Annotated in this window: 21 protein-coding genes and 1 pseudogene; 10 read left to right on the forward strand and 12 right to left on the reverse strand. The window is 64.6% G+C overall.

The window, feature by feature from the left end; all coding sequences use genetic code 11:
- The first annotated feature begins 130 nt into the window (after positions 1-130).
- The gene (locus E8E91_RS15665; RefSeq protein WP_190832994.1) at positions 131-370 is read left to right on the forward strand and encodes a hypothetical protein; all 240 of its coding nucleotides are present in this window, start codon (positions 131-133) and stop codon (positions 368-370) included.
- 6 nt (positions 371-376) lie between these two features.
- On the opposite strand, the gene pdxH is transcribed toward E8E91_RS15665, so the two are convergent.
- The 5 genes and pseudogenes from pdxH to dinG all read right to left on the reverse strand — a co-directional run bounded on the left by pdxH (position 377) and on the right by dinG (position 7,889).
- Complete coding sequence (gene pdxH / locus E8E91_RS15670; protein ID WP_280376669.1) at positions 377-1,024, reverse strand: pyridoxamine 5'-phosphate oxidase; 648 nt, start codon at positions 1,022-1,024, stop codon at positions 377-379.
- A gap of 108 nt (positions 1,025-1,132) precedes the next feature.
- Positions 1,133-1,783: pseudogene (locus tag E8E91_RS15675) on the reverse strand (OmpA family protein); the annotation flags it as partial.
- Between the two features lie 132 nt (positions 1,784-1,915).
- Entirely contained in the window at positions 1,916-3,064 is a 1,149-nt protein-coding gene (locus E8E91_RS15680; protein ID WP_280376722.1) for a serine hydrolase domain-containing protein, read from the reverse strand.
- 82 nt (positions 3,065-3,146) lie between these two features.
- Complete coding sequence (locus E8E91_RS15685) at positions 3,147-5,528, reverse strand: beta-galactosidase (protein WP_280376678.1); 2,382 nt, start codon at positions 5,526-5,528, stop codon at positions 3,147-3,149.
- 216 nt (positions 5,529-5,744) lie between these two features.
- Positions 5,745-7,889 carry an ATP-dependent DNA helicase DinG gene (gene dinG, locus E8E91_RS15690; RefSeq protein WP_280365539.1) on the reverse strand — a complete coding sequence of 715 codons (2,145 nt, stop codon included), beginning with the start codon at positions 7,887-7,889 and terminating at the stop codon, positions 5,745-5,747.
- A gap of 99 nt (positions 7,890-7,988) precedes the next feature.
- On the opposite strand from dinG, the gene E8E91_RS15695 reads away from it, so the two are divergent.
- Positions 7,989-8,453: a CopD family protein gene (locus tag E8E91_RS15695; RefSeq protein WP_280376680.1), complete on the forward strand. Its 465-nt coding sequence runs from the start codon at positions 7,989-7,991 to the stop codon at positions 8,451-8,453.
- 42 nt (positions 8,454-8,495) lie between these two features.
- Here E8E91_RS15695 and E8E91_RS15700 read toward each other — a convergent pair whose 3' ends face one another.
- From E8E91_RS15700 to E8E91_RS15715, 4 genes are all read right to left on the reverse strand, one after another.
- Positions 8,496-9,257: a collagen-like protein gene (locus E8E91_RS15700; RefSeq protein ID WP_280376682.1), complete on the reverse strand. Its 762-nt coding sequence runs from the start codon at positions 9,255-9,257 to the stop codon at positions 8,496-8,498.
- Positions 9,250-9,528: a DUF1145 domain-containing protein gene (locus E8E91_RS15705; RefSeq protein ID WP_280376684.1), complete on the reverse strand. Its 279-nt coding sequence runs from the start codon at positions 9,526-9,528 to the stop codon at positions 9,250-9,252. The genes E8E91_RS15700 and E8E91_RS15705 overlap by 8 nt, the downstream gene beginning before the upstream one ends.
- Before the next feature lie 175 nt (positions 9,529-9,703).
- Entirely contained in the window at positions 9,704-10,432 is a 729-nt protein-coding gene (locus E8E91_RS15710; RefSeq protein ID WP_280376686.1) for an OmpA family protein, read from the reverse strand.
- Between the two features lie 95 nt (positions 10,433-10,527).
- Positions 10,528-11,223, reverse strand: coding sequence for an OmpA family protein (locus tag E8E91_RS15715; RefSeq protein WP_280376688.1), 696 nt, complete (start codon positions 11,221-11,223; stop codon positions 10,528-10,530).
- Between the two features lie 130 nt (positions 11,224-11,353).
- Here E8E91_RS15715 and E8E91_RS15720 point away from each other — a divergent pair, with 130 nt between their 5' ends.
- Both E8E91_RS15720 and E8E91_RS15725 read left to right on the forward strand, forming a co-directional pair.
- Positions 11,354-11,851 (forward strand): DUF6231 family protein, encoded by a 498-nt coding sequence (locus E8E91_RS15720; protein ID WP_190833012.1) that lies wholly within the window; start codon positions 11,354-11,356, stop codon positions 11,849-11,851.
- 3 nt (positions 11,852-11,854) lie between these two features.
- A complete protein-coding gene (locus tag E8E91_RS15725) occupies positions 11,855-12,325 on the forward strand; it encodes a YchJ family protein (RefSeq protein WP_280365530.1) in 471 nt (156 codons plus the stop codon).
- A 42-nt stretch (positions 12,326-12,367) separates the two neighbouring features.
- Here the strand turns inward: E8E91_RS15725 and E8E91_RS15730 are convergent, their stop codons facing one another.
- A complete protein-coding gene (locus tag E8E91_RS15730) occupies positions 12,368-12,937 on the reverse strand; it encodes a hypothetical protein (RefSeq protein ID WP_280376690.1) in 570 nt (189 codons plus the stop codon).
- 114 nt (positions 12,938-13,051) lie between these two features.
- Here E8E91_RS15730 and E8E91_RS15735 point away from each other — a divergent pair, with 114 nt between their 5' ends.
- From E8E91_RS15735 to nadE, 6 genes are all read left to right on the forward strand, one after another.
- Positions 13,052-13,552: an LEA type 2 family protein gene (locus tag E8E91_RS15735; RefSeq protein ID WP_271470364.1), complete on the forward strand. Its 501-nt coding sequence runs from the start codon at positions 13,052-13,054 to the stop codon at positions 13,550-13,552.
- Positions 13,553-13,559: 7 nt separating this feature from the next.
- Positions 13,560-13,754 carry an SEC-C metal-binding domain-containing protein gene (locus E8E91_RS15740; protein ID WP_280376693.1) on the forward strand — a complete coding sequence of 65 codons (195 nt, stop codon included), beginning with the start codon at positions 13,560-13,562 and terminating at the stop codon, positions 13,752-13,754.
- Between the two features lie 81 nt (positions 13,755-13,835).
- Positions 13,836-14,486 carry a glutathione binding-like protein gene (locus E8E91_RS15745; protein ID WP_280376695.1) on the forward strand — a complete coding sequence of 217 codons (651 nt, stop codon included), beginning with the start codon at positions 13,836-13,838 and terminating at the stop codon, positions 14,484-14,486.
- An 82-nt stretch (positions 14,487-14,568) separates the two neighbouring features.
- Entirely contained in the window at positions 14,569-17,112 is a 2,544-nt protein-coding gene (locus E8E91_RS15750; RefSeq protein WP_280376698.1) for a penicillin acylase family protein, read from the forward strand.
- 306 nt (positions 17,113-17,418) lie between these two features.
- A complete protein-coding gene (gene pncB / locus E8E91_RS15755) occupies positions 17,419-18,624 on the forward strand; it encodes a nicotinate phosphoribosyltransferase (RefSeq protein WP_280376701.1) in 1,206 nt (401 codons plus the stop codon).
- 11 nt (positions 18,625-18,635) lie between these two features.
- Positions 18,636-19,466 carry an ammonia-dependent NAD(+) synthetase gene (gene nadE / locus E8E91_RS15760; RefSeq protein ID WP_280376704.1) on the forward strand — a complete coding sequence of 277 codons (831 nt, stop codon included), beginning with the start codon at positions 18,636-18,638 and terminating at the stop codon, positions 19,464-19,466.
- 147 nt (positions 19,467-19,613) lie between these two features.
- Here the strand turns inward: nadE and dcd are convergent, their stop codons facing one another.
- Together dcd and apbC are read right to left on the reverse strand one after the other, a co-directional pair.
- Entirely contained in the window at positions 19,614-20,180 is a 567-nt protein-coding gene (dcd, locus tag E8E91_RS15765; RefSeq protein WP_179060922.1) for a dCTP deaminase, read from the reverse strand.
- A gap of 91 nt (positions 20,181-20,271) precedes the next feature.
- Entirely contained in the window at positions 20,272-21,366 is a 1,095-nt protein-coding gene (gene apbC, locus E8E91_RS15770) for an iron-sulfur cluster carrier protein ApbC (RefSeq protein ID WP_280376707.1), read from the reverse strand.
- Positions 21,367-21,429: the final 63 nt, after the last annotated feature.

Below are 21,429 nucleotides of genomic sequence, written 5' to 3' on the forward strand. Positions count from 1 at the left end.
CATTAGACTCCGCGCCGAGAAAGCTGTCACCTGAAGGGGCGCACTACTCAGGCTTCGTTCAGCCTGAATTCAGCTTTCCTACAGCCGCCCGAGATATATCCCACGCTCTCTCGTAACCCAAGGTTAGCTTATGGACTACTTCATCATCGTGATCACCACCGCAGCCGGCCTGTATTTCCACTGGTGGCTGTACGTTCGCATCAAGCGCTGGATGGATCGTGACCTCGCGCTGTCCCTCGCCGAGGGCGACAAGGCCAAGCAGGCCTTCATGCTGGAACAGCTGGAGCAGGCGCGGAAGGAGGGCATCAAGCGCAAGCAACTTCCCGACCGGCTGCGCCAGGCAGCCGACGGCTACCGGGCGCAGGGCTGAATTACCTCAGGGCGCGAGGCGCTCGCGGACCCAGGCACCGTCCACCAGACGGAAATTGAGGCGGTCGTGCAGGCGGCTCGGCCGGCCTTGCCAGAACTCGATGCGCTCCGGCAGCAGACGATAGCCGCCCCAATGCGGCGGACAGTTGGGCGCCGTGTCGAGGAAGCGCTTCTCGGTGTCGGCAAGCAGGGATTCAAGCTCCCCGCGATCACGGATCACCCGGCTCTGGGGAGAGGCCCAGGCCCCCAGGCGGCTGCCCAGCGGACGCACCTGGTAGTAGGCATCGGACTCGGCCGGGGTCACCCGCTCTACCCTGCCCTCAATGCGCACCTGGCGCTCCAGGGCCGGCCAGAAGAAGGTCATGGCGGCGAAGGGATTGGCCAGGAGCTGCTCGCCCTTGGCGCTGTCGTAGTTGCTGAAGAAGGTGAAGCCACGTTCATCCAACCCCTTGAGCAGCAACACCCGGCAATGGGGACGCCCTTCGGCATCTACTGTGGCAAGGGTCATGGCATTGGGTTCGACCGGTAGCTGCTCGGTCTTCACGGCATCGCCGAACCAGTGCTGGAACAGACTGAAAGGCTCAGCGGGAGCCTGGTCCTCGCTGAGCCCATCACGGGTGTAGTCGCGGCGCATATCGGCCAGGGTCTGGGTCATCTCGGCATTTCCTTGTCTGCTGGGTCCTTCAGCTTACCCAGAACCGAATCAGCGGGCTTGATCTGTAGCAGCGACCTTACCCTGCTGCCCGGGCTTGGCCGGCTGGCTGTACTTGGCGATCAGCGCCGTCAGCGTCTCCTGCGGAGTCAGCAGGATTTCCACACGGCGGTTCAGCGCCCGCCCCTGCTGGCTGTCATTCGCCGCGCGCGGAACATCCGACCCCACGCCCTTGAGGGACAGGCGATCACGTTCCAGGCCGCTCAAGCGGAAAATGGCCGCCACTGCCTGGGCACGTTCCTGGCTGAGCTTGCGATTGGCGTCTTCCTTGCCGGAGCTGTCGGCATGTCCCAATACCAGCACGCCTGTCCTGGGGTCGCCTTCGACCAGCTTGGCTACACGGGTAATGGGGCCGAGGGTGCTAGGCAGCAGCATGCTCGGACGATCCGGGTTGAAAGAGGGGTCCACCGGCAGGCTGACCACCAGCACGTTCTCGCGGCGCTCCACCTCCAGCTTGCTGCCCTTCGCCGCCTCACGCACGCGCGGCTCGTACTCGTCCAACCAGGCCTGGGTTCGCTTCTCGTCGATCTTGGTCGCGGACTTGGCTGCGGCCTTGTCCTTGCCTCCTGAAAAAGGCCACCAGCTGGAACTGCTGGTGGCTTTTTCCGGTTTGGCGCCCACGCCCTCCTTGTCATGGCCGTACATGGTGCAGCCGGACGCTGCAAGGCAGAGAAGCAAGGTGGACGTCTTAAGGAATTTCATGTTCGCGTACCCTGTGAACCGATTGAGCCATGCCGCCTGGAAGTGGTGGCACATTAATTTCCTGGCAAGGCTTAAATTTTCTACCTAAGTCTTTATTGCGCCTAGAAAAAATGTGTCGACCTGACCAGTGGCTCAGCCCAGGCAGTCCTTGACCACACGCGCCAGTTTCTGTGCGCGCGGGTCCATCAGGACGTAGGGACCGAGGGTGTTGGTGACGAAGCCGAACGCCAACTCGCGCTCGGGGTCGGCGAAGCCGGTGGAGCCACCGGCACCGGGATGGCCGAAGGCGTAGCGCCCCATGCCATAGGTGGCGTTGGCCACGTCCGGCTCGTCGAGCATGCAGCCGAGGCCGAAGCGGGTAGCGGTCAGCAATGTGAGGTCATCGCCACGGGCATGCTCGCGGGTCAGCTCGGCGAGCAGTTCCCCATCCAGCAACTGTCCGTCCAGCAGGCCGGCGTAGAAGCCCGCCAGACTGCGCGCATTGCCGTGGCCATTGGCCGCCGGCTGCTGCATGCGCCGCCATTCCGGCTTGTTGGTGCTGGTCATGATCGACGGCGGGTTGGTGAAGGAACGGGTACTGAGCGAGTTCGGCTCAGTCATCATGCATTTGAGCAGGCGCTGCGCCGCGGCATCGCCCATGTTGCCCTTGGCGCGGGCGATATGGGCGACGCGGTGGAACTCTTCATCGGCCAGGCCGACATGGAAATCCAGCCCCAGCGGCCTGGCGATGCGAGCCACGATGGACTCGCCCGGACCACGACCTTCGACCCGGCGGATCAGCTCACCCACCAGCCAGCCGTAAGTAATCGGGGCATAACCGTGCGCCTCGCCAGGCGTCCACCAGGGTTGCTCGGCCGCCAGTGCGGTGGTCATCGCTTCCCAGTCGTAGAGGGCTTCCGCTGGCAATGCGGCACGGATTGCCGGCAGGCCGGCGCGGTGACACAGAAGCTGGCGAACGCTGATGCGTTCCTTGCCGGCGGCGGCGAACTCGGGCCAGTAACGCGCCACCGGCGCGTCCAGCTCCAGCTTGCCCTCCCCTACCAGTTGCAGCAGGGTGACCGACGTGAATGTCTTGGTGCAGGAAAACAGGTTGAGGATGGTGTCGCTGTGCCAGGCTTCTTGGCCATCCTTGTCCGCTACGCCGGCCCAGAGGTCGAGCACTGTCTCCCCGCCCACCTGCACACAGAGGGCGGCACCGCGCTCCTGCGGGTCCGCGAAGAGTTCGGCGAAGGCGTCTCTCGCCGCCTCGAAGCGCAAGTCGAAATAGCCCTGGGTCTGCACCGGCATGCTCCTGTAGGAAATGGAGGCGGCATTGTTCCAGCCTTGCCGCTCCTTGTGAACCGTGCCGAAGACGGGTCGCCCGTCAGGGCTTCCCGGCTTCCTCCGCAGGAGCAGCAGGCTCGGCAGGCGCCTCGGCCTCAGGCACTTCCGCTGGGGCCTCCGCCTCATCCTTGGGCTGTTCGGCGTCTTTCGCAGGCTCCGCCGGTTTCTCTTCGGTTGCCGGTTTGGCCGCTTCCTTCGGCTGCTCCTTGGCCGGCGCCTCGGGCGGTTCCTTGGCCGGTGCCTTGGACTCCTGAGGCTTGTTGATGTCCGCCGCCAGACCCAGGTTGGCCTTGCGCACCGCCTCGACGAAGCCCTGCCACGGACGGTCGGTGATGCCCACCAGGCCCAAGTGGCCGTTCTCGCCGTCGAGCAGACGGCCAGTAGCCGGCTGGTCCAGATACTGGAACCAGTGAGCGCCGACGATCAGCGGCTCTTCAGCAGCCTTCTTCAGGTAGTTGGCGTATGCCGGGCCGCGCTCCTCTTCCTTGTACACCTCGGACACGCCGCCCCAGAACGGGCCGCGGTCGCGGGAGCCGAAGTGGAATTCGGTGAGCATCAGTGGCTTGTCCAGGCGACGCAGCAGGTCCATGTCCAGCCCATGCTGCGGCTCGCGGGTGTAGCGATTGAAGCTGATCACGTCACAGTACTGCGCGCAGGCCTCGACGGCCTCGGGCACGGTGGCGGCGAATCGGCCGCCCAGCAGCATGTGGTTGGGCGCGTGCCACTTCATGGAATCGGCGATGGTCTTGAAGTAGGTGTCCGCATAAAAACGCTGGAAGCGTTTGAAGTCTTCCTCGATGGCCGGGTGCTCGGGGTTCGGCAACGGCGGCTCGAAGCCCGGGTCCTCCATCAGCTCCCAGGCCTGCAGCTCGATGCCCCAGGCCTTGGAGAGTCCCTCCTGGTTGCGGTACTTGTCGCGCAGTTGCTTGAGGAAGGCGCGTTTGGCCGCCACGTCGGTGGTCAGGCGCAAGGTGCCGTAGGCCAGCGCATAGCGGGCTTTCGGGTCCTCGCCATGACCGCCCCAGGCCAGTTCGTTGTCGGCGAAGTAGCCGAGCAACCAGGGATCGTCGCGATGGTCACGGGCGGCGATGGCGATGGCCCGTTCCGCCGCCATGGCGAAGCGCGGGTCGAAGGGGTCGGGCATACCACCCCACCAGTCGAAGCCGGTCTTGATGGTGGAGAAATCACCGTGGATGGACAGCGGCAAGGTGTAGGGCATGCGCTGGCTGGTGTTAAAGGCCGGATCGCTCCAGTTGCCGACGGTGTTGAAGCCCCAGGCTTTCAGGCGATCCAGGCTTTGGTTCTTCCAGCGCTCCGGGTCGTTGCCGCCGTAGGTGCGCTCGATGTTCGCGCCATAGAAGTCGTACCAGCGGCCCTGGTTGAACGCACGGCCCTTGTTGGCGTCGGTCTCGGCACGGTCGTCACCTTTGCCGAAGTGCGTGGCCAGGGGCTCGTTCTCCTTCGGCAGCGACTTGAACATCGCTTCGCGGCCTTCGACGTAGGTCTGGCTGAGGCCAGGAGTTACCGCATTGACGCCCAGGGAGAAGAACGGGTGGCCTTCCGGAGTGACCAGGAACCAGCGGCCATTGCGTTTCTCGGTACGGAAGAATCCGCTGGCCTCGAAGGTTTCGCCGCCCAGCCAGCCGCCGTAGGCGTCCTGCGCAGGCAATTTGGCGATCCAGCCGGCGAGTTGCTTCGCCTCTTCCTCGGCGCTTTTCTTCAGTTGCTCGTCGCTCTTCACCTTGCCCGGCCAGTCGACGCGGGTGTACTGGCCATAAGCGTCCATCAGGCCGTCGTAGAGTGCCTCCTGCTGGTCTACCTCTTCGGTACCGAAACGGCCGAGCAACACGTTCTGGGCTGCGTTCGGCTGGTTCAGGGACAGCGTTACGGAAGCGACCTTGCTGCGATCGAGCTCGCCGTTGACCAGGGTGGCCGGCAGCCAGCGCTTGCCATCGCGGGTCCAGGGCACCGGCGGAGCCGCACGCATGCCGTGGGCATTGGGCGAAGTGGAGGCCAGGGGAATCAGTAGCGTCTGGGCTGGACCTGCCGGCAGCGCGACCTGGGTGGTCAGGACCTTGCCGTCGGTGCTCTCGATGGCGACGTCCAGGGTGATGGCCCAGTCCTGCGCGCTCTGGATGCGCAGGCTCATGGCCTCGGCCTTGGACCAGTCCCAGCTGCCGCTCTGCGGGGTGAGGCGCAGGCTCGGCTTCTCGGCGGCATTGAAGGTGAGCCGTCGAAGAATCTCACCGTTGGCGGTGGTTTCGGCAGTCACGCTCGGCAAGTTGGCGTCCTGGGTGGTCACCTGCACGGAGTCCAGCGGACGCACGAAATTGAACAGGGTCTCTGCCTGGGCAGCCAGGGGGATTCCCGACATCCCGAGAAGGATGGCCAGGACGAGGGGGCGTTTGGGTGTCGAAAGCATCGGACCGGAGTTCCCAAGAGAATGCAGTGCATAGACCGCAACAAGTTCGTCTCTCGCCGTGGGTGCGACAAAACGAAGCGGGCCAGACAGGTGCCACGAAGCACCCGCAAAAACCCCGGCATCATCGCAGATCGGGGGAGCACAGCGTCAAGGGTGGGCTATCTGGCGCATTGCCAGTCGTCGCCCCGGCCATCCGAAAACGGGCCGGGGCAGCGGTCAGGCAATCTCGCGGCGGAACGGCGGCAAGGCATCAAGGATGGCGCGGCCGTAGCGCTGGGTGACCACACGTCGGTCCAGCAGCGTGATGGTGCCGCGGTCCTCCTCGGTGCGCAGCAGGCGACCGCAGGCCTGGACCAGACGCAGGGAGGCGTCGGGCACGGCGATCTCCATGAAGGGGTTGCCGCCACGGGCTTCGATCCAGTCGGACAGCGCCGCCTCCACCGGGTCATCCGGCACGGCGAAGGGAATCTTGGCGATCACCACGTGCTCGCAGTAGGCACCCGGCAGATCGACACCCTCGGCAAAACTGGCCAGGCCGAAGAGCACGCTGGACTCGCCATCGTCCACCCGCGCCTTGTGCTTGTTCAGGGTTTCCTGCTTGGACAGGTTGCCCTGGATCAGCACCCGCTTGCGCCAGTCGCGGTCCAGCCCGTCGAACACGTCCTGCATCTGCCGGCGTGAGGCGAACAGCACCAGCGTACCACGCGCGCCTTCCACCAGATCGGGCAGGTCACGGACGATGGCGGCGGTGTGGGCGGCAGCGTCGCGGGGGTCGGCCTTCAGGTCCGGCACCCGCAACAGCCCCGCATCGGCGTGCTGGAACGGACTCGGCACAACGGCGGTGACAGCGGCCTTGGGCAGGCCGGCGCGCATACGGAAACGGTCGAACTTGCCCAGCGCGGTGAGGGTGGCGGAAGTCACCAGGGCGCCGTAGGCCACATTCCACAGGTTACGGCGCAGCGTCTCGGCAGCGAGGATGGGGCTGGCATTGACTTCGATGTCATGCAGCGCACCGCTTTCCGCCAGGGTCAGCCAGCGCGCCATGGGCGGGCTGTCTTCCGGGTCTTCGGTGGTGAAGGCAGTCCACAGTTCCCAGTTGCCCTGGGCGCGGACCAGCAGGCTGCCGAACAGCGGATACCACTCCTCCGCCTGGTGGCTGGCAAGGCCGATGCTGGCCTCACCATCCATGGCTTCCTTGAGGAGTTCGGTCAGGCGAGTGAAGACATCGTGCAGTCGGGAGAAACCCTTCTTCAGTTCGATGCCCAGCTCGCGAAGATGCTCGGGCACCACGCCGGCCTCGAAGCGGTGGCGCGGGCGGTCGCGGCCTTCCATATCTTCGCCGGCGCGGAAGTCGGCGATCTCTTCGCAGGCATTGAACATGAATTGCTGGTGGGCACGGATCTCCCGCGCCAGTTCAGGCACGCCTTCGATCAGGCGGCCGAAGTCGCCCGGCAGGGGGTTCTGCGCCAGCAGCTTGGTGAGGTTCTTCGCCACCTGCTCCAGCCAGTCGGCGGTGGAGCGCAGGCGGGTGTAATGGGCGAAGTGGCCGATGGCCTTGTCCGGCAGGTGATGGCCTTCGTCGAACACATAGAGGGTGTCGCGCGGGTCAGGCAGCACGGCGCCGCCACCCAGGGCCAGGTCGGCCAGGACCATGTCGTGGTTGGTGACGATCACGTCAACCTTGGTCATGCCTTCCCGTGCCTTGTAGAACGCGCACTGCTGGAAGTTCGGGCAATGGCGCTTGGTGCACTGGCTGTGGTCGGTGGTGACGCGCGCCCAGTCCTGGTCCTCGATGGCTTCGGGCCAGGCATCGCGGTCGCCATCCCAGCGGTTGCCGGCAAGGCGCTCGATCATCTGGTTGAGCAGCTTCTGGCCCTTCTCGTCCACATCGATACGGAAGCCCTCATCGGCGAACAGCTGGGCGGTTGCGCTCTGCGCCTGGCCCTCCTGCAGCAGCATGTCGAGCTTGGACAGGCAGAGGTAACGACCGCGCCCCTTGGCCAGGGCGAAGCTGAAATTCAGGCCGCTGTTGCGCATCAGGTCGGGCAGGTCCTTGTGGACGATCTGCTCCTGCAGGGCAACAGTGGCGGTGGCAATCACCAGGCGCTTGCCGGCGGCCTTGGCCACGGGAATGGTCGCCAGGCTGTAGGCCACGGTCTTGCCGGTACCGGTTCCCGCTTCCACCGCCACCACCGCAGGCTCACCCTCGCGGTGCCCTTCTTCATCCATGGGAATGGCGCCCAGGGCCTTGGCTACCTCGGCGATCATCAGGCGCTGGCCATAGCGGGCCTTGAGCCCCTTGGCTTCGAGGAAACGGCTGTAGGCGCCCTGGATCTGGGACTTGAGTTCGGTGCTGAGCATGGGAGAAGGCGGGGTCGGAATGCTGGATAAATTTTCAGTACTTTAACAGGCCGGCTATGATAGCGCGCCTTCTTTTCCCCGCCGAATGGAGTTGACCGGATGACACCTCACGCCGCCCTTTATGCCCTGCACCTGCTGGCCGCCCTGATCTGGGTGGGTGGCATGTTCTTCGCCTGGATGATCCTGCGGCCGGCTGCCGTCTCCACCCTGGAACCGCCTGCCCGGCTGCGTCTCTGGTTGGAAGTGTTCCGCCGTTTCTTCCTGTGGGTATGGCCGGCGGTGCTGGTCCTGCCCTTCACCGGCGTCGGCATGCTGCACCTGTCGTACGCCAGCATGGAGGCGGCGCCGCGCTACGTGCACATGATGATTGGCCTTTATGTAGCGATGCTGGCCCTGTTCCTGCGGGTGAGCGCGCTGCTCCTGCCGCAACTGCGGGCGGCGGTGAACGCGGAGAACTGGCCGGAAGGTGGCGCGGTGCTGGGTCGCATCCGCCGGGTGGTGGGATTCAATCTTGTGATCGGGCTGGCACTGGTGACGATCGTCGCCATTCGCCCGACGTTCTGATTACAGCCTTGCAGGCGCACGTCCTTGTGCGCCGTCCCGCATTCAGAAACGCACGACCTTGAGGCTGCCGGCACTGCCGGCAGCACCGGCACGACCGGGTTGCCCAGCACGACCGCCCTTGGCGCCATCGGCCTTGTAGAGCAGGCAGCCCTTGCCGGCGCCGCCATGACCGCCGGCACCACCTTCACCCGGCGCACCACCAGCCCCGCCATCCAGGCGCACACGGACCAGCTCCACCGGGAAGGATGCCGGCACCTCGAGGCGCACCTGCCCACCGGCACCACCGGTCTGGCCATCTCCGCCAGGCTGGCCATCCCAGCCTCGGCTGGCATCACCCCAGAGGCAACCTGCCGCGTCGCCGTCGGCGCCAGCCAGCCCGAAATGTCCGGGAGCGCCGATACCACCGCGCACGTCAAGGGTCATTTCGCTCACCTGGACGTTCACGAATCGCAGGTCGAGGTTGCGCCCGGAACTGGCCGGTTTGCTCATGCTGCCGGCAGCACCCGAAGCCGTGATATGGCTGCCGGTGCCTATCTCGCCCCGCTGCACTTCCAGGCGAAATGTCTGCTCGGCCGGTGCGATGCCAAGTCGCGCTTCGCGCCCCATGTGCAGTTCGCCGATGCGCAATTCGGTAACCCCCGCCGGGATCATTAGCGTGGCGTAGTCAGCTACGTCGACCCGGTCGAGATTCAGGCTCCCGGCTCTGGACGGCAGCTTGAGGAAGTTGTGGGCCTCTACCGTCACCTGACCCTGGGCCAGGGCGACGGGAGTGAACAGTGCGAGCAACAGGCAGAGCTTACGCATGGCCGCTCTCCTTGGCGCCGTGACGTGGGATTCCGAGCAGGTGGAAGATTCCGAACAGGAGCAGCTGCAGGCGATCCAGCCAGGGATTGGCACGGCCACGCAGCAATGAATTGAACAGCATGATTTCGAACAGGTGGACCAGGATAAGAAGGATCCCGGCGCCATTGAGCAGCATGTCGAATGGCTTGGCGAACGGTGAAACGAGGTTGACGATCACCACCAGCCAGAACAGCAGGGCGACGACTTTGCCCAGCCCCATGAATAAACGCATTCCTCCCCTCCCCCAAAGTTTTCAGCCAGATCTGCCGTCGTTCGGTGGTACTGCTCGCCGAACAGGCTTTTTTCGAGTTTTGCGGAACATACGCCGAAGCCCAGCGACGCACCAGTGCGTCGCCGGGAAAAGAATCGAACTGCGAAATGTCATTGATACAGCGCAGCAAGTTCCTTCAGCGATCGACCTGGATTTCCACCCGGCGATTCTGCGCGCGCCCTGCATCCGTCTCGTTGTCCGCCACCGGCTGGCTTTCACCCTGGCCTTCTGCGCTCAGCTTGTCGGCCGGTACGCCCTGGCTCGCGAGGAAGTCCGCCACGGACCTGGCCCGGCGCTCGGAGAGCCCCTGGTTGTACTGATCGGAGCCCACGCTATCGGTGTAGCCGATCACCTTGGCGCTCACCAGGTTGGCGCCAGTAAGGCGGTTGGCGACGGCGACCAGTTGTTCCTTGGCGGTGGATGTCAGCTCGGCGGAATCGAAGGCGAACAGCACGTTGCCCATGTCGCTGAGGACGATCACCTCATCCTGGGGCGGCGGTGGGGCCTCGGTCGTGGCCTGGGGATAAGTTCGCTGCGGACAACCTCGGCTATCGACGGTCGCGCCGGCTGGGGTATTGGGGCAGTCATCCCGGCGATCGAAAACGCCATCGCCATCGGCATCGCCGTCCTGCGCGTAACAGATCAGGCCGCCGATAATGGCGCCGGCCGCGGCGCCGCCTGCTGCCCAGGCAGAGCTCTCGATAGAGCCCAGACCACCGCCTGCCAGGCCGCCGATCAGACTGCAGATTGGCCAATTCCCCTGATTCAGCGGCGCACTGCCATTGCTGGACGTGGACGCGCAACCAGAGAGGAAACTGCTGACCAGAAGAAGTGAAATCGCAACCCGGGGGAGTTGGTTGCCCATGATGATTCTCCTGTGCCACCGGTCAGGCCGGTACCACAGGAGTAAAGACCCGGCTCCTGCGGCGCACAAGGCGCGCGCCGCAGGTATTCCGGGGTTTAGCGGTCGATCTGGATTTCCACGCGACGGTTCATGGCGCGGCCGTCCTTGGTGGCGTTGTCGGCTACCGGCTGGCTTTCACCAGCACCGCTGACACCGACGATATTGGAGGCCGGGATGCCACTGCGTACCAGGTAATCGGCCACCGCTTGGGCGCGGCGTTCCGAAAGTTTCTGGTTGTAGGCATCGGCGCCGACACTGTCGGTGTGACCGGTGATGGTCAACTTGGCATCCGGAGCTTCGTTCTTCAGTCGAGTGGCGACGCCATCGAGCTTGGCTTCGTCAGCCGGGTCGAGTTTCGCGGAGTCGAATGCGAACAGCAGATCGCGGACAACAATGGTTTCGTGCTCGACGACGACGACCTCTTCAGCCACCGGCTCTTCTGCCTTGAGCGGGCAACCGTCGGCGTCCACCTGGGTACCGCGCGGAGTGCCAGGGCACTTGTCGCGGCTATCAAATACGCCATCGCCATCCTCATCGCCATCGCCGTGAACCCAGCAATAGGCTGCCGCTGTGCCGGCGCCAATCAGGGCGCCCCAGCCTGCATACGTGCTGCTTTCAATCGCACCCAGTCCCGCACCTACCACACCCCCTACTGCTGCACACTTGGGCCAGTCGGTCTTCTGCAGGCCGGCACAACCGGTTAGCAGGCTGGTCACTAGTACAAGGGGTAAAGCTGTCCGTGTAATGCTCATAAGCATGTCTCCTCTTAGAATCGGCCCATACCGACAATAACGGAGTAAAGACGCCAGCTTCGGAAACCGCCAGCACTAGGCCACGAGTCGCCTTCGGGCTAGTCTTGCCCTACTTGTTCGAGGATTTTCGATGACTGATAGCTTCTCCTCCCGCACACCGCAGCAAGCCCTCGCGGCCCTGCTCGAACGCTATGCTCCGCAAAGCCTGCTGCTGGTCGGCGACAGCCCGCTTCCGGCGCTCGAAGCCTTCGCCGCCGCTCACCCGGAAAGCCAGGTGGTGCAGGTTCCCGCCGGCCCGCTGCCAGCGGAGCAGGCAGGTCGCCGCTTCGACCTCGCGCTGCTGGCGGACTGCCTGGAGCACCTGCCCAAGCGTGACGGCTTGCAACTGTTGGGCGGCATCCGCAACCTCAACGCCAGCCGCGTGGCGGTGCTGGCGGATCTCAATGCCTGTGGCTGGAAGGACACCGACTTCTTCTCCCTGGCGATGCAGGCCAGTGAGCGTTTCCGCCGCGACCAGCAGACCCTGACCCTGTTCACCTACGACCTGCGCGAGTACAAGCAGGTCCCTGACTGGCTGAACGCCAAGTTCTGGGCCAACCCGGAAAACTTCGGCAAGTACTGGTGGTAAGCCATGAGCACTGCGATCTGTCCCTGCGGTAGCGGCAATCTCCTCGAAGTCTGCTGCGGCCGCCATCACGCGGGCCACCCCGCCGCCAGTGCCGAGGCACTGATGCGTTCGCGCTACAGCGCGTACGTCCTCGGCCTGGTGGACTACCTGGTGGAAACCACCCTGCCCGCCCAGCGCGCCGGACTGGACGTCGAATCCATCCGCGCCTGGAGCCTTGGCAGCACCTGGCTCGGCCTCGAAGTGGAAGGCCATGAGCTGCTGGGCGGCCAGCCCGAGCACGCCTTCGTCACCTTTACCGCGCGCTGGCACGACCAGGGCGGCGAACACAGCCATCGTGAACGCTCGGCCTTCGTCCAGGCGGATGGCCGATGGTATTTCCTCGACCCCACGGTGCCGGTGAAGGCAGGGCGCAACGACCCCTGCCCTTGCGGCAGTGGGCAGAAGTTCAAGAAATGTTGTTCGAGTTATTTCTGAAGCGATGACAAAGAGGCCCGCAGATCGCGGGCCTCTTGCTATCTATTTGCGCTCTTCCAGGCGCAGGTGGGACGTGTCCGGCGGCGGCCCGGACGGGGCGGACTTCTGCTGGCCCATATCGCTGCCCACAGGCGCCAGGCTCATTCCGGACAAATCGAAGCGCGGTGTCGCCGCCTCCGGTTTGGCGTCCTGCAGATCGGCGCCGACGGGGGCGATGCCGAAGTCCGGAGCGTCCACGCCAACGAACGCAGCCATGTATTCATCGCGCGGCACCACCTTCAGGCGAGCCGGCGCCGCGACCTGCGCCGGGGCAGGCGCTGCCGCGGGATGAGCCTGGGGTTCGGGCTCCGGCGGTGGCGCCAGCTCCACTTCTTCTATTTCCGGCTCCATGGACAGCACCTCGACCAGCGCACCCGCGCGTTCCAGGGTCGAGCGGTATTTTTCCGCGGCGGCTTCATCCAGGTTGTTCTTGAGAATCACGCGGCGCCCGGAGAAAAGCGTGGCAATCCGCTGGGCGTCGGCCTGGAACAATTTGGCCAGGTTGGCCTGCACCAGTTCCGGTCGCGCCCCGGGTACCAGCTTTCCGGAAAAGGCGATCTCGTAACGACCCATTGGTAACACTCCTGACCGAATTGCCATGCAGTATGGCGCAGCTTTTTTTCGGCTAACAACAGGTTGCGGCCGAGCAGTTGCTTGTTACACTGGAGCGTCACTTGGAGTATTGCAATGTTTTCCCAGGCGCAAACGATAAGAATTCTCAGCCTACTGTTTTTCTTCGCCCTACCCTTTTCGGGCCTCAGCGGATGCTCAACCTGGATCAGCGACAGCTTCCAGGATCCCGACGTTCGCCTGCTCAAGGTCGATGTAGTCCGCGCCAAACTGCTGGAACAGCAGTTCGTGCTGCGCTTTCGCATCGACAACCCCAACGATGTCAGCCTGCCGGTGCGCGGGCTCGCCTATACCGTTCATCTCAATGACGTGAAGCTCGCTTCCGGCGAATCCAGCACCTGGTTTACCGTGCCGGCCCACGGCAGCCAGACCTTCGAAGTACCCGTGCGCACCAACCTGTGGCGGCACATGAAGTACATCGTGAAGCTCCTGGAAAAGCCCGACGAACCCATCAAGTACCGCCTGCAGGGCGAGGTGAAGACCGGGCTGATGTTCGGCAAGAGCGTGCACCTCACTCGCAATGGCGAGATAATCCCCGGCAGTTACATCCCGGAGTAGAACCTTCATGAGTCAAGAACCCCACGTCCATGGTCCGAACTGCAACCACGATCATGACCATGGCCACGATCACCACGTGCATGGCCCGCACTGCAACCACGGCCACCAGGAGCCGGTGCGCAACCCGCTGAAGGAAGTGGGCCGCAACGATCCCTGCCCCTGCGGCAGCCAGAAAAAGTTCAAGAAGTGCCACGGCGCCTGACGCCCCCGCACTCCTCCAGGCCCGCCTAGTGCGGGCCTGTTCGTTTCAGGGCCGAGCGAAATGCCCACTGGAGCCTTCCCGATGATCGACCTGTACTACTGGACCACCCCCAACGGCCACAAAATCACCCTGTTCCTCGAAGAGGCCGGCCTGCCCTACCGCATCCACCCGATCAACATCGGCAAGGACGAACAGTTCCAGCCGCACTTCCTGAAGATCTCGCCGAACAACCGCATCCCGGCCATCGTCGACCACGCGCCGTCGGACGGTGGCGAGCCGCTGTCCCTGTTCGAGTCCGGCGCCATCCTGCTCTACCTTGCCGAGAAGACCGGACGCTTCATCCCGCAGGACCTGCGCGGTCGCCAGGACTGCCTGCAGTGGCTGTTCTGGCAGATGGGAGGCCTGGGGCCGATGGCCGGACAGAACCACCACTTCAATCGCTTCGCCCCGGAAAAGCTGCCCTACGCCATCCAGCGCTACGTGAAGGAAACCGCGCGCCTGTACGGCGTGCTCGACAAGCGCCTGGCCGACCGTACCTATGTGGCCGGCAGCGAATACAGCATTGCCGACATGGCCATCTACCCCTGGATCGACCGCCACCCCTGGCAGGAACAGAACCTGGACGACTTCCCCAACCTCAAGCGCTGGTACCAGGACATCCAGGCGCGCCCGGCTACCATTCGGGCCTACGCGTTGGTGGACCAGGTCAACCCGGCCGCCGTGAAAAAGTAGGCCGGGCGGCGCTTGCACGGCGCGGGGCGGCTCACTAACGTAGCGCGTTTGATCAGATGCCCCTCTCAGGAGAGCCCGTTCCATGGCTTCGCCAGCCTTCAAGCGCTTCCTTCCCCGGTTCTGCGTTGCCGCCGCCGCTGGCGCCATGATCGGCCTCAGCGGCTGCCAATCCTGGCTGGACAGCCGCTACTCGGACAGCCTGCCGCCCACTTCCGGTTTCCAGCCGGTCAAGGGGCTGGCGCAGAGCGTCTCGATCCGCCGCAACCCGCTGGGCATGCCGCTGATCGAAACCACCACCTTCCACGACGCCCTGTTCACCCTTGGCTACGTGCACGCGTCGGACCGCCTCAGCCAGATGGTCGGCCTGCGCCTGATGGCCGAAGGCCGACTCGCTGAAATGGCCGGCCCCGGCGTACTGGAAATCGACCGTTTCATGCGCGCGGTCAACCTGCGCAAGAGCGCCGACATCCTCTACAAGAACGCCTCGCCACGCCTGAAGGAGTTCTTCGCGGTCTACGCCCGCGGCGTCAACGCCTACCTCTATCGCTACCGCGACAAGCTGCCGATGGACCTGGCCGAGTCCGGCTACAAACCGGCCTACTGGAAACCCGAAGACTCGGTGCTGGTGTTCACCCTGCTGAACTTCGGCCTGGCGGTGAACCTGCAGGAGGAAATCGCTTCCCTGGTCCTGGCGCAGAAGGTCGGCGCCGACAAGCTGGCCTGGCTCACGCCCGTCTACCCGGATGAGCCACTGCCCTTCGAGGAAGCCGAGAAGCTCAAGGGCCTCCAGCTCGGTGGCCAGATTCCGGGGCTGACCGCACTGAACGATGCTGCTGGACAGATCGCAGCGCTGGACATGCTCGGCGTCGCCGCCTCCAACAACTGGGCCATCGCCCCGCAGAAGAGCCGTACCGGCCGCAGCATCCTGGCCAACGACACGCACCTGCCGATCTCCATGCCCTCGGTGTGGAACTTCGTGCAGATCCGCTCGCCGAAATTCCAGGCCGCCGGTGTCTCCATTGCCGGTGTTCCCGCCGTGGTCGCCGGTTACAACGGCAAGCTGGCCTGGGGCATGACCATGGTCATGGGCGACAACCAGGACCTCTTCCTGGAGAAGATCAAGCGCGAAGGCAGCCGCCTTTACTACCAGGCCAATGGCAAGTGGGTGCCCGCCAGCGAGCGCATGGAAACCTTCTTCATCAAGGGCGAGCGCCCGGTGCGCGAGGTGATCTACGAAACCCGCCACGGACCGCTGCTGAACTCCGTGCTGGGCCAGCGCAAACATCCGCTGCAGCCGATGGAGATCAAGAGCGGCTACGGCATCGCCCTGCAGACCAGCCAGTTCGAGGCTGACCAGTCGCTGGAGGCCTTCTTCGCCCTGTCCCGCGCCCAGTCGGTGGAGCAGGCCCACGAGGCCACCCGTGAAATCCGCGCCATGGGCCTGAACATCCTCTACGCCGACGCCCAGCACATCGCCTGGCAGGTCACTGGCCGCTACCCGAATCGCCGCGAAGGCCGCGGCCTGCTGCCATCCCCCGGCTGGGACGGCCGCTACGACTGGGACGGCTACGCCGACCCGATGCTCCATCCCTACGACCAGGACCCGGCCCAGGGCTGGCTCGGCACCGCCAACCACCGCACCGTGCAGGGCGGTTACGGCGTGCAGCTGTCCAACTCCTGGTACTACCCGGAGCGCGCCGAGCGCATCGCGGAACTGGCCGGTGGCAGCAGCAAGCATGACTGGCAGAGCATGATCGCCATGCAGTACGACCAGACCAGCCCCTTCCCGGCCAAGCTCAAGACCATGCTGCAGGACCCGGGCATGGCCGCGCCCCTCAAGCAAGCCTTCAACGCCCTGCCGCCTGCCGAACGGGCCAAGGCCCAGGAAGGGCTCGACCGCCTGCTGGCCTTCGACGGCCGCCTCAGCCCGACGTCGGCGGACGCGGCCTACTACGGGGCCTTCCTCCACGAGAGCGCGCGGCAGATCTTCCTCGACGAGCTGGGCCCGGAAACCAGTCCGGCCTGGCGCGCCCTGGTGCAGACCGCCGACCTCTCCTACTCCGCCCAGGCCGACCACCTGCTGGGCCGCGTCGACAGCCCGTTCTGGGACGACCTGCGCACCCCGCAGAAGGAAGACAAGCCGGCGATCCTCGCCCGCAGCCTGGCCAGCGCCGTCAGCCTTGCCGAAGGCCGCATGGGTGCCGACCGCAAGGCCTGGCAATGGGGCAAGCTGCACACCTACGAGTGGGTCACCGAAAGCACCCAGCTGGCGCCGCACATGAGCGCCAGCCAGCGCACCGGCCTCAACGCCCTGAAGGGCTACCTGGATCGCGGCCCCTACCCGGCTGGCGGCGACCACAGCACCCTCAACGTCTCGGCCTACCACTGGGGACAGGGCTTCGACACCTGGCTGATCCCGGCGATGCGCATCATCGTCGACTTCGGCCAGCCCGAGCCCATGATCGGCGTGAACAGTTCCGGCCAGTCCGGCAACCCGGCCAGCCCGCACTACGCAGACGGCATCGATGCCTGGCTGAAGGCGCGCTACATGAAGTTCCCCTTCCAGCCGCAGAACCTCGATTCCGTGTACGGCACCAAGCGCCTGATGCTGACCCCGCAAAAATGATCGAGCAGCGGCGGAACTTCCCGCCGCACCACCGTTCTGATCCAGTGGACTTACTCCATAGATCACATTTCAAGGCGCCCCCGGGCGCCTTTTCTTTTGTCTGGTGTCCGTTGCCCTGTAGGGGTGAATTCATTCGCCAAGGGACGCGCAGCGTCCCCCAAACACCTCCAGGCCGGAACTGCGTTCCGGTTGGCGAATAAATTCGCCCCTACAAGGTTTGGCCGAATCCCGCCGTCTTGCACCGCCGGTTCCCTTGCCGCATCCTGCGCCCTTTCCATCGTCCGCCCGAAGCTCCGAGACTCGACCATGGCTGACAGCGCCTTTTCCGGCCGCATCATCCAGAACCTGCTGGATACCGACTTCTACAAACTGACCATGATGCAGGCGGTGCTGCACAACTACCCGAACGCCGAAGTCGAGTGGGAGTTCCGCTGTCGCAATGATGAAGACCTGACGCCCTACCTCGCGGAAATCCGCTTCCAGATCGAGCAGTTGGCGGAGATCTCCATCACCCCCGACCAGTTGCACTTCCTCGAGCGCATCCCCTTCATCAAGCCGGACTTCATCCGCTTCCTCAGCCTGTTCCGCTTCAACCTGCGCTACCTGCAAGTGGGCATCGAAGACGGTCAGCTCTGCGTCCGGCTGCGCGGCCCCTGGCTGCACGTGATCCTTTTCGAGATTCCCCTGCTGGCGATCATCAGCGAGGTGCGCAATCGCTACCGCTATCGCGACGTCAAGCTGGTCCAGGCGCGGGAACAGCTCTACCGCAAGCTCGACTGGCTCCGGGCCAATGCCAGCGATGAAGAGCTGCAGGACTTCCAACTGGCGGACTTCGGTACCCGCCGGCGCTTCTCCTACAAGGTTCAGGAAGAAGTGGTGCACATCCTCAAGCGCGACTTCCCCGGCCGCTTCGTCGGCACCAGCAACATCCACCTGGCTCGCGAGTACGACATCAAGCCCATCGGCACCATGGCCCACGAATGGTTGATGGCGCACCAGCAGCTCGGCCCGCGCCTGATCGACAGCCAGATCGCCGCCCTCGATTGCTGGGTTCGTGAGTACCGCGGCCTGCTGGGCATCGCACTGACCGACTGCATCAACATGCAGGCCTTCCTCAACGATTTCGACCTGTACTTCGCCAAGCTCTTCGATGGCCTGCGCCATGACTCCGGCGACCCGCTGGAATGGGCGGAAAAGGCCATCCGCCATTACCAGAAGCTGGGCATAGACCCGCTGACCAAGACCCTCGTATTCTCCGACGGCCTCGACTTGCCACGGGCGATGGCGCTCTACCGTGCCTTGCGCGGGCGTATCCACGTCAGTTTCGGTATCGGCACCAACCTGACCTGCGACATCCCTGGCGTCGAGCCCATGAACATCGTGATCAAGATGACCGCCTGCAACGGCCAGCCGGTGGCGAAGATTTCCGATGAAGCGGGCAAGACCCAATGCCGCGACGAGAACTTCGTCGCCTACCTGAAGCACGTATTCCGCGTCACCGACGCCCAGTAAGGACTCCGCACATGAGCAGCAACCGCCAGCAAGAAATCGCCAAAGCCCTGGACGTTGTCCCGCCCTTCGCCGACGAAACCGCCCTGGTGGCCGAAATCGAGCGCCGCAAGGCCTTCATCAAGGACTGCCTGCGCAACTCCGGCCTCAAGGTGCTGGTACTCGGCATCAGCGGCGGCGTCGACTCCACCACCGCCGGCCGCCTGGCCCAGCTCAGCGTCGAGGAACTGCGCGCCGAGACCGGCGATGACGGCTACCGTTTCATCGCTGTGCGCCTGCCCTACAACGTCCAGCACGACGAGGCGGACGCCCAGGTGGCGATGAACTTCATCCGTGCCGATGAAGAAGAAACCGTGAACATCGCCGACAGCGTGATCGGCCTGGCCGAACAGGTCACCCACCTGCACCATCTGGCCGACGCCCGCCGCGACTTCGTCACCGGCAACATCAAGGCGCGCATCCGCATGGTCGCCCAGTTCGCCATCGCCAATGCAAACAACGGACTGGTGATCGGCACCGACCACGCCGCCGAGGCGGTCATGGGCTTCTTCACCAAGTTTGGCGACGGCGCCTGCGACCTGGCTCCCCTCTCCGGTCTCGTGAAGAACCAGGTGCGCGCCATCGCCCGCTACCTGGGCGCGCCGGACAGCGCCGTGCACAAGGTCCCCACTGCCGACCTGGAAGAACTGCGCCCCGGCAAGCCGGACGAAGAAGCACACGGCGTGACCTACACCGAGATCGACGCCTTCCTCCACGGCCAGGAAGTCAGCCAGCGCGCCTACGACATCATCGTCCGCACCTACGACAACACCCAGCACAAGCGCATCCTGCCGCTGGTGCCCTGATCGGGTGCTGGGTATCGCGTAGGGCTGGCACGCCCCGGTGCTCTGTAGGTTGGTCTGAGCTCCTCGAAGCCCAACGCAAAGGTCCCGAATCGCAGCCACAAAAAAGCCGGGCAATCGCCCGGCTTTTTCACAGATGCCAGAAAGGCCTCAGGCCTTGGGCAGGGTCACGCCACGCTGGCCCTGATACTTGCCGCCACGGTCCTTGTAAGACACTTCGCACGCTTCGTCCGACTGCAGGAACAGCATCTGCGCCACGCCTTCGTGGGCGTAGATCTTCGCCGGCAGGTTGGTGGTGTTGGAGAACTCCAAGGTCACGTGACCTTCCCACTCGGGTTCCAGCGGAGTGACGTTGACGATGATGCCGCAGCGGGCATAGGTGCTTTTGCCGAGGCAGATGGTCAGCACATCGCGGGGAATGCGGAAGTATTCCACGGTGCGGGCCAGGGCGAAGGAGTTCGGCGGGATGATGCAGACGTCGCTGTTGATGTCGACGAAGCTCTTCTCGTCGAAGTTCTTCGGGTCCACCACAGCCGAATGGATGTTGGTGAACACCTTGAATTCGGCGGCGCAGCGTACGTCGTAGCCGTAGCTGGAAACGCCGTAGGAAATCACCCGGCTATCGTCCGCACCGCGCACCTGACGCTCGACGAACGGCTCGATCATGCCGTGCTCCAGCGCCATGCGGCGAATCCACTTGTCCGATTTGATAGTCATGGCGGGCGTCCTGTCAGGGGGTGAAAAATTGACCGCGAATCTTACAGTCCGGCGACGGCCCGGGCAAAGGCCTCGCCGGATGGCCGGAATGTCAGTCGTCGCTGATGGTGATGTTCGGCATGGCGGTGGCCGCCTGGTCGGACAGTGCGATGCGCGCCCCGACGCAGCGGGCCGCCTGCTGGTAGATCATGGCGATCTGGCTTTCCGGGTCGGCGATGGTAGTCGGCTTGCCGCCATCGGACTGCATGCGGATAGCCATGGACAGCGGCAGCGATGCCAGAAGCTCCACGCCGTACTGCGCGGCCAGCTTCTCGCCACCGCCCTCGCCGAACAGGTGCTCGGCATGGCCGCAGTTGGAGCAGATGTGCACGGCCATGTTCTCCACCACGCCCAGCACCGGAATGTTCACCTTGCGGAACATCTCCACGCCCTTCTTGGCATCCAGCAACGCCAGGTCCTGCGGGGTGGTGACGATCACCGCACCGGCCACCGGCACCTTCTGCGCCAGGGTCAGCTGGATATCACCGGTGCCCGGCGGCATGTCCACCACCAGGTAGTCGAGGTTTTCCCAGGCAGTCTGGGTGATCAGCTGGATCAGCGCGCCGGAGACCATCGGGCCGCGCCACACCACCGGCGTGTTGTCGTCGGTCAGGAACGCCATGGACATCACCTGGACACCATGCGCCTCAAGCGGAATGAAGAACTTCTGGTCACGCACCTTGGGCCGGGTGCCCTCGGGAATACCGAACATGATGCCCTGGCTGGGGCCGTAGATATCGGCGTCGAGGATGCCCACTCGCGCACCTTCGCGGGCCAGCGCCAGGGCCAGGTTGGCAGCGGTGGTGGACTTGCCCACGCCGCCCTTGCCCGAGGCCACGGCGATGATGTTCTTCACGTTGGCCAGCGCCGGCACCTGCTCCTGAGCCTTGTGCGCCTCGATCACGCAATCCACCTGCACATCGGCGCTGTCCACGCCATCCAGGTTCTCCAGCGCCATCTTCAGCATCTGTGCCCAGCCAGCCTTGAACAGACCGGCGGCGTAGCCCAGTTCCAGACGCACGCGGACCTTACCGCCCTGGATGTCGACCTCGCGCAGGCAACCGGCGCTGACCGGGTCCTGGTCGAGGTGGGGATCGGTGAACTGGCGCAGGGTTGCTTCAACCTGGGCGCGGGAAACGGTGCTCATGGCAAGACTCCAGGAAATATCCGAGCAAATCAGGCGGCTATCCTACCCGACCGCCCGGCCGCT

The organism is Pseudomonas sp. BN515, assembly GCF_029873155.1.
Taxonomy (GTDB): domain Bacteria; phylum Pseudomonadota; class Gammaproteobacteria; order Pseudomonadales; family Pseudomonadaceae; genus Metapseudomonas.

What these genes read in the sequence shown, in the direction of transcription:
- E8E91_RS15715 (WP_280376688.1), bottom strand. Translation starts at nt 11,223, where the DNA reads ATGAGCATTACACGGACAGCTTTACCCCTTGTACTAGTGACCAGCCTG.
- pdxH (WP_280376669.1), bottom strand. Translation starts at nt 1,024, where the DNA reads ATGACCCAGACCCTGGCCGATATGCGCCGCGACTACACCCGTGATGGG.
- dcd (WP_179060922.1), bottom strand. Translation starts at nt 20,180, where the DNA reads ATGACTATCAAATCGGACAAGTGGATTCGCCGCATGGCGCTGGAGCAC.
- E8E91_RS15695 (WP_280376680.1), top strand. Translation starts at nt 7,989, where the DNA reads ATGACACCTCACGCCGCCCTTTATGCCCTGCACCTGCTGGCCGCCCTG.
- E8E91_RS15685 (WP_280376678.1), bottom strand. Translation starts at nt 5,528, where the DNA reads ATGCTTTCGACACCCAAACGCCCCCTCGTCCTGGCCATCCTTCTCGGG.
- E8E91_RS15745 (WP_280376695.1), top strand. Translation starts at nt 13,836, where the DNA reads ATGATCGACCTGTACTACTGGACCACCCCCAACGGCCACAAAATCACC.
- E8E91_RS15730 (WP_280376690.1), bottom strand. Translation starts at nt 12,937, where the DNA reads ATGGGTCGTTACGAGATCGCCTTTTCCGGAAAGCTGGTACCCGGGGCG.
- E8E91_RS15665 (WP_190832994.1), top strand. Translation starts at nt 131, where the DNA reads ATGGACTACTTCATCATCGTGATCACCACCGCAGCCGGCCTGTATTTC.
- pncB (WP_280376701.1), top strand. Translation starts at nt 17,419, where the DNA reads ATGGCTGACAGCGCCTTTTCCGGCCGCATCATCCAGAACCTGCTGGAT.
- nadE (WP_280376704.1), top strand. Translation starts at nt 18,636, where the DNA reads ATGAGCAGCAACCGCCAGCAAGAAATCGCCAAAGCCCTGGACGTTGTC.
- E8E91_RS15710 (WP_280376686.1), bottom strand. Translation starts at nt 10,432, where the DNA reads ATGGGCAACCAACTCCCCCGGGTTGCGATTTCACTTCTTCTGGTCAGC.
- E8E91_RS15705 (WP_280376684.1), bottom strand. Translation starts at nt 9,528, where the DNA reads ATGCGTTTATTCATGGGGCTGGGCAAAGTCGTCGCCCTGCTGTTCTGG.
- E8E91_RS15750 (WP_280376698.1), top strand. Translation starts at nt 14,569, where the DNA reads ATGGCTTCGCCAGCCTTCAAGCGCTTCCTTCCCCGGTTCTGCGTTGCC.
- E8E91_RS15740 (WP_280376693.1), top strand. Translation starts at nt 13,560, where the DNA reads ATGAGTCAAGAACCCCACGTCCATGGTCCGAACTGCAACCACGATCAT.
- E8E91_RS15700 (WP_280376682.1), bottom strand. Translation starts at nt 9,257, where the DNA reads ATGCGTAAGCTCTGCCTGTTGCTCGCACTGTTCACTCCCGTCGCCCTG.
- dinG (WP_280365539.1), bottom strand. Translation starts at nt 7,889, where the DNA reads ATGCTCAGCACCGAACTCAAGTCCCAGATCCAGGGCGCCTACAGCCGT.
- apbC (WP_280376707.1), bottom strand. Translation starts at nt 21,366, where the DNA reads ATGAGCACCGTTTCCCGCGCCCAGGTTGAAGCAACCCTGCGCCAGTTC.
- E8E91_RS15735 (WP_271470364.1), top strand. Translation starts at nt 13,052, where the DNA reads ATGTTTTCCCAGGCGCAAACGATAAGAATTCTCAGCCTACTGTTTTTC.
- E8E91_RS15720 (WP_190833012.1), top strand. Translation starts at nt 11,354, where the DNA reads ATGACTGATAGCTTCTCCTCCCGCACACCGCAGCAAGCCCTCGCGGCC.
- E8E91_RS15725 (WP_280365530.1), top strand. Translation starts at nt 11,855, where the DNA reads ATGAGCACTGCGATCTGTCCCTGCGGTAGCGGCAATCTCCTCGAAGTC.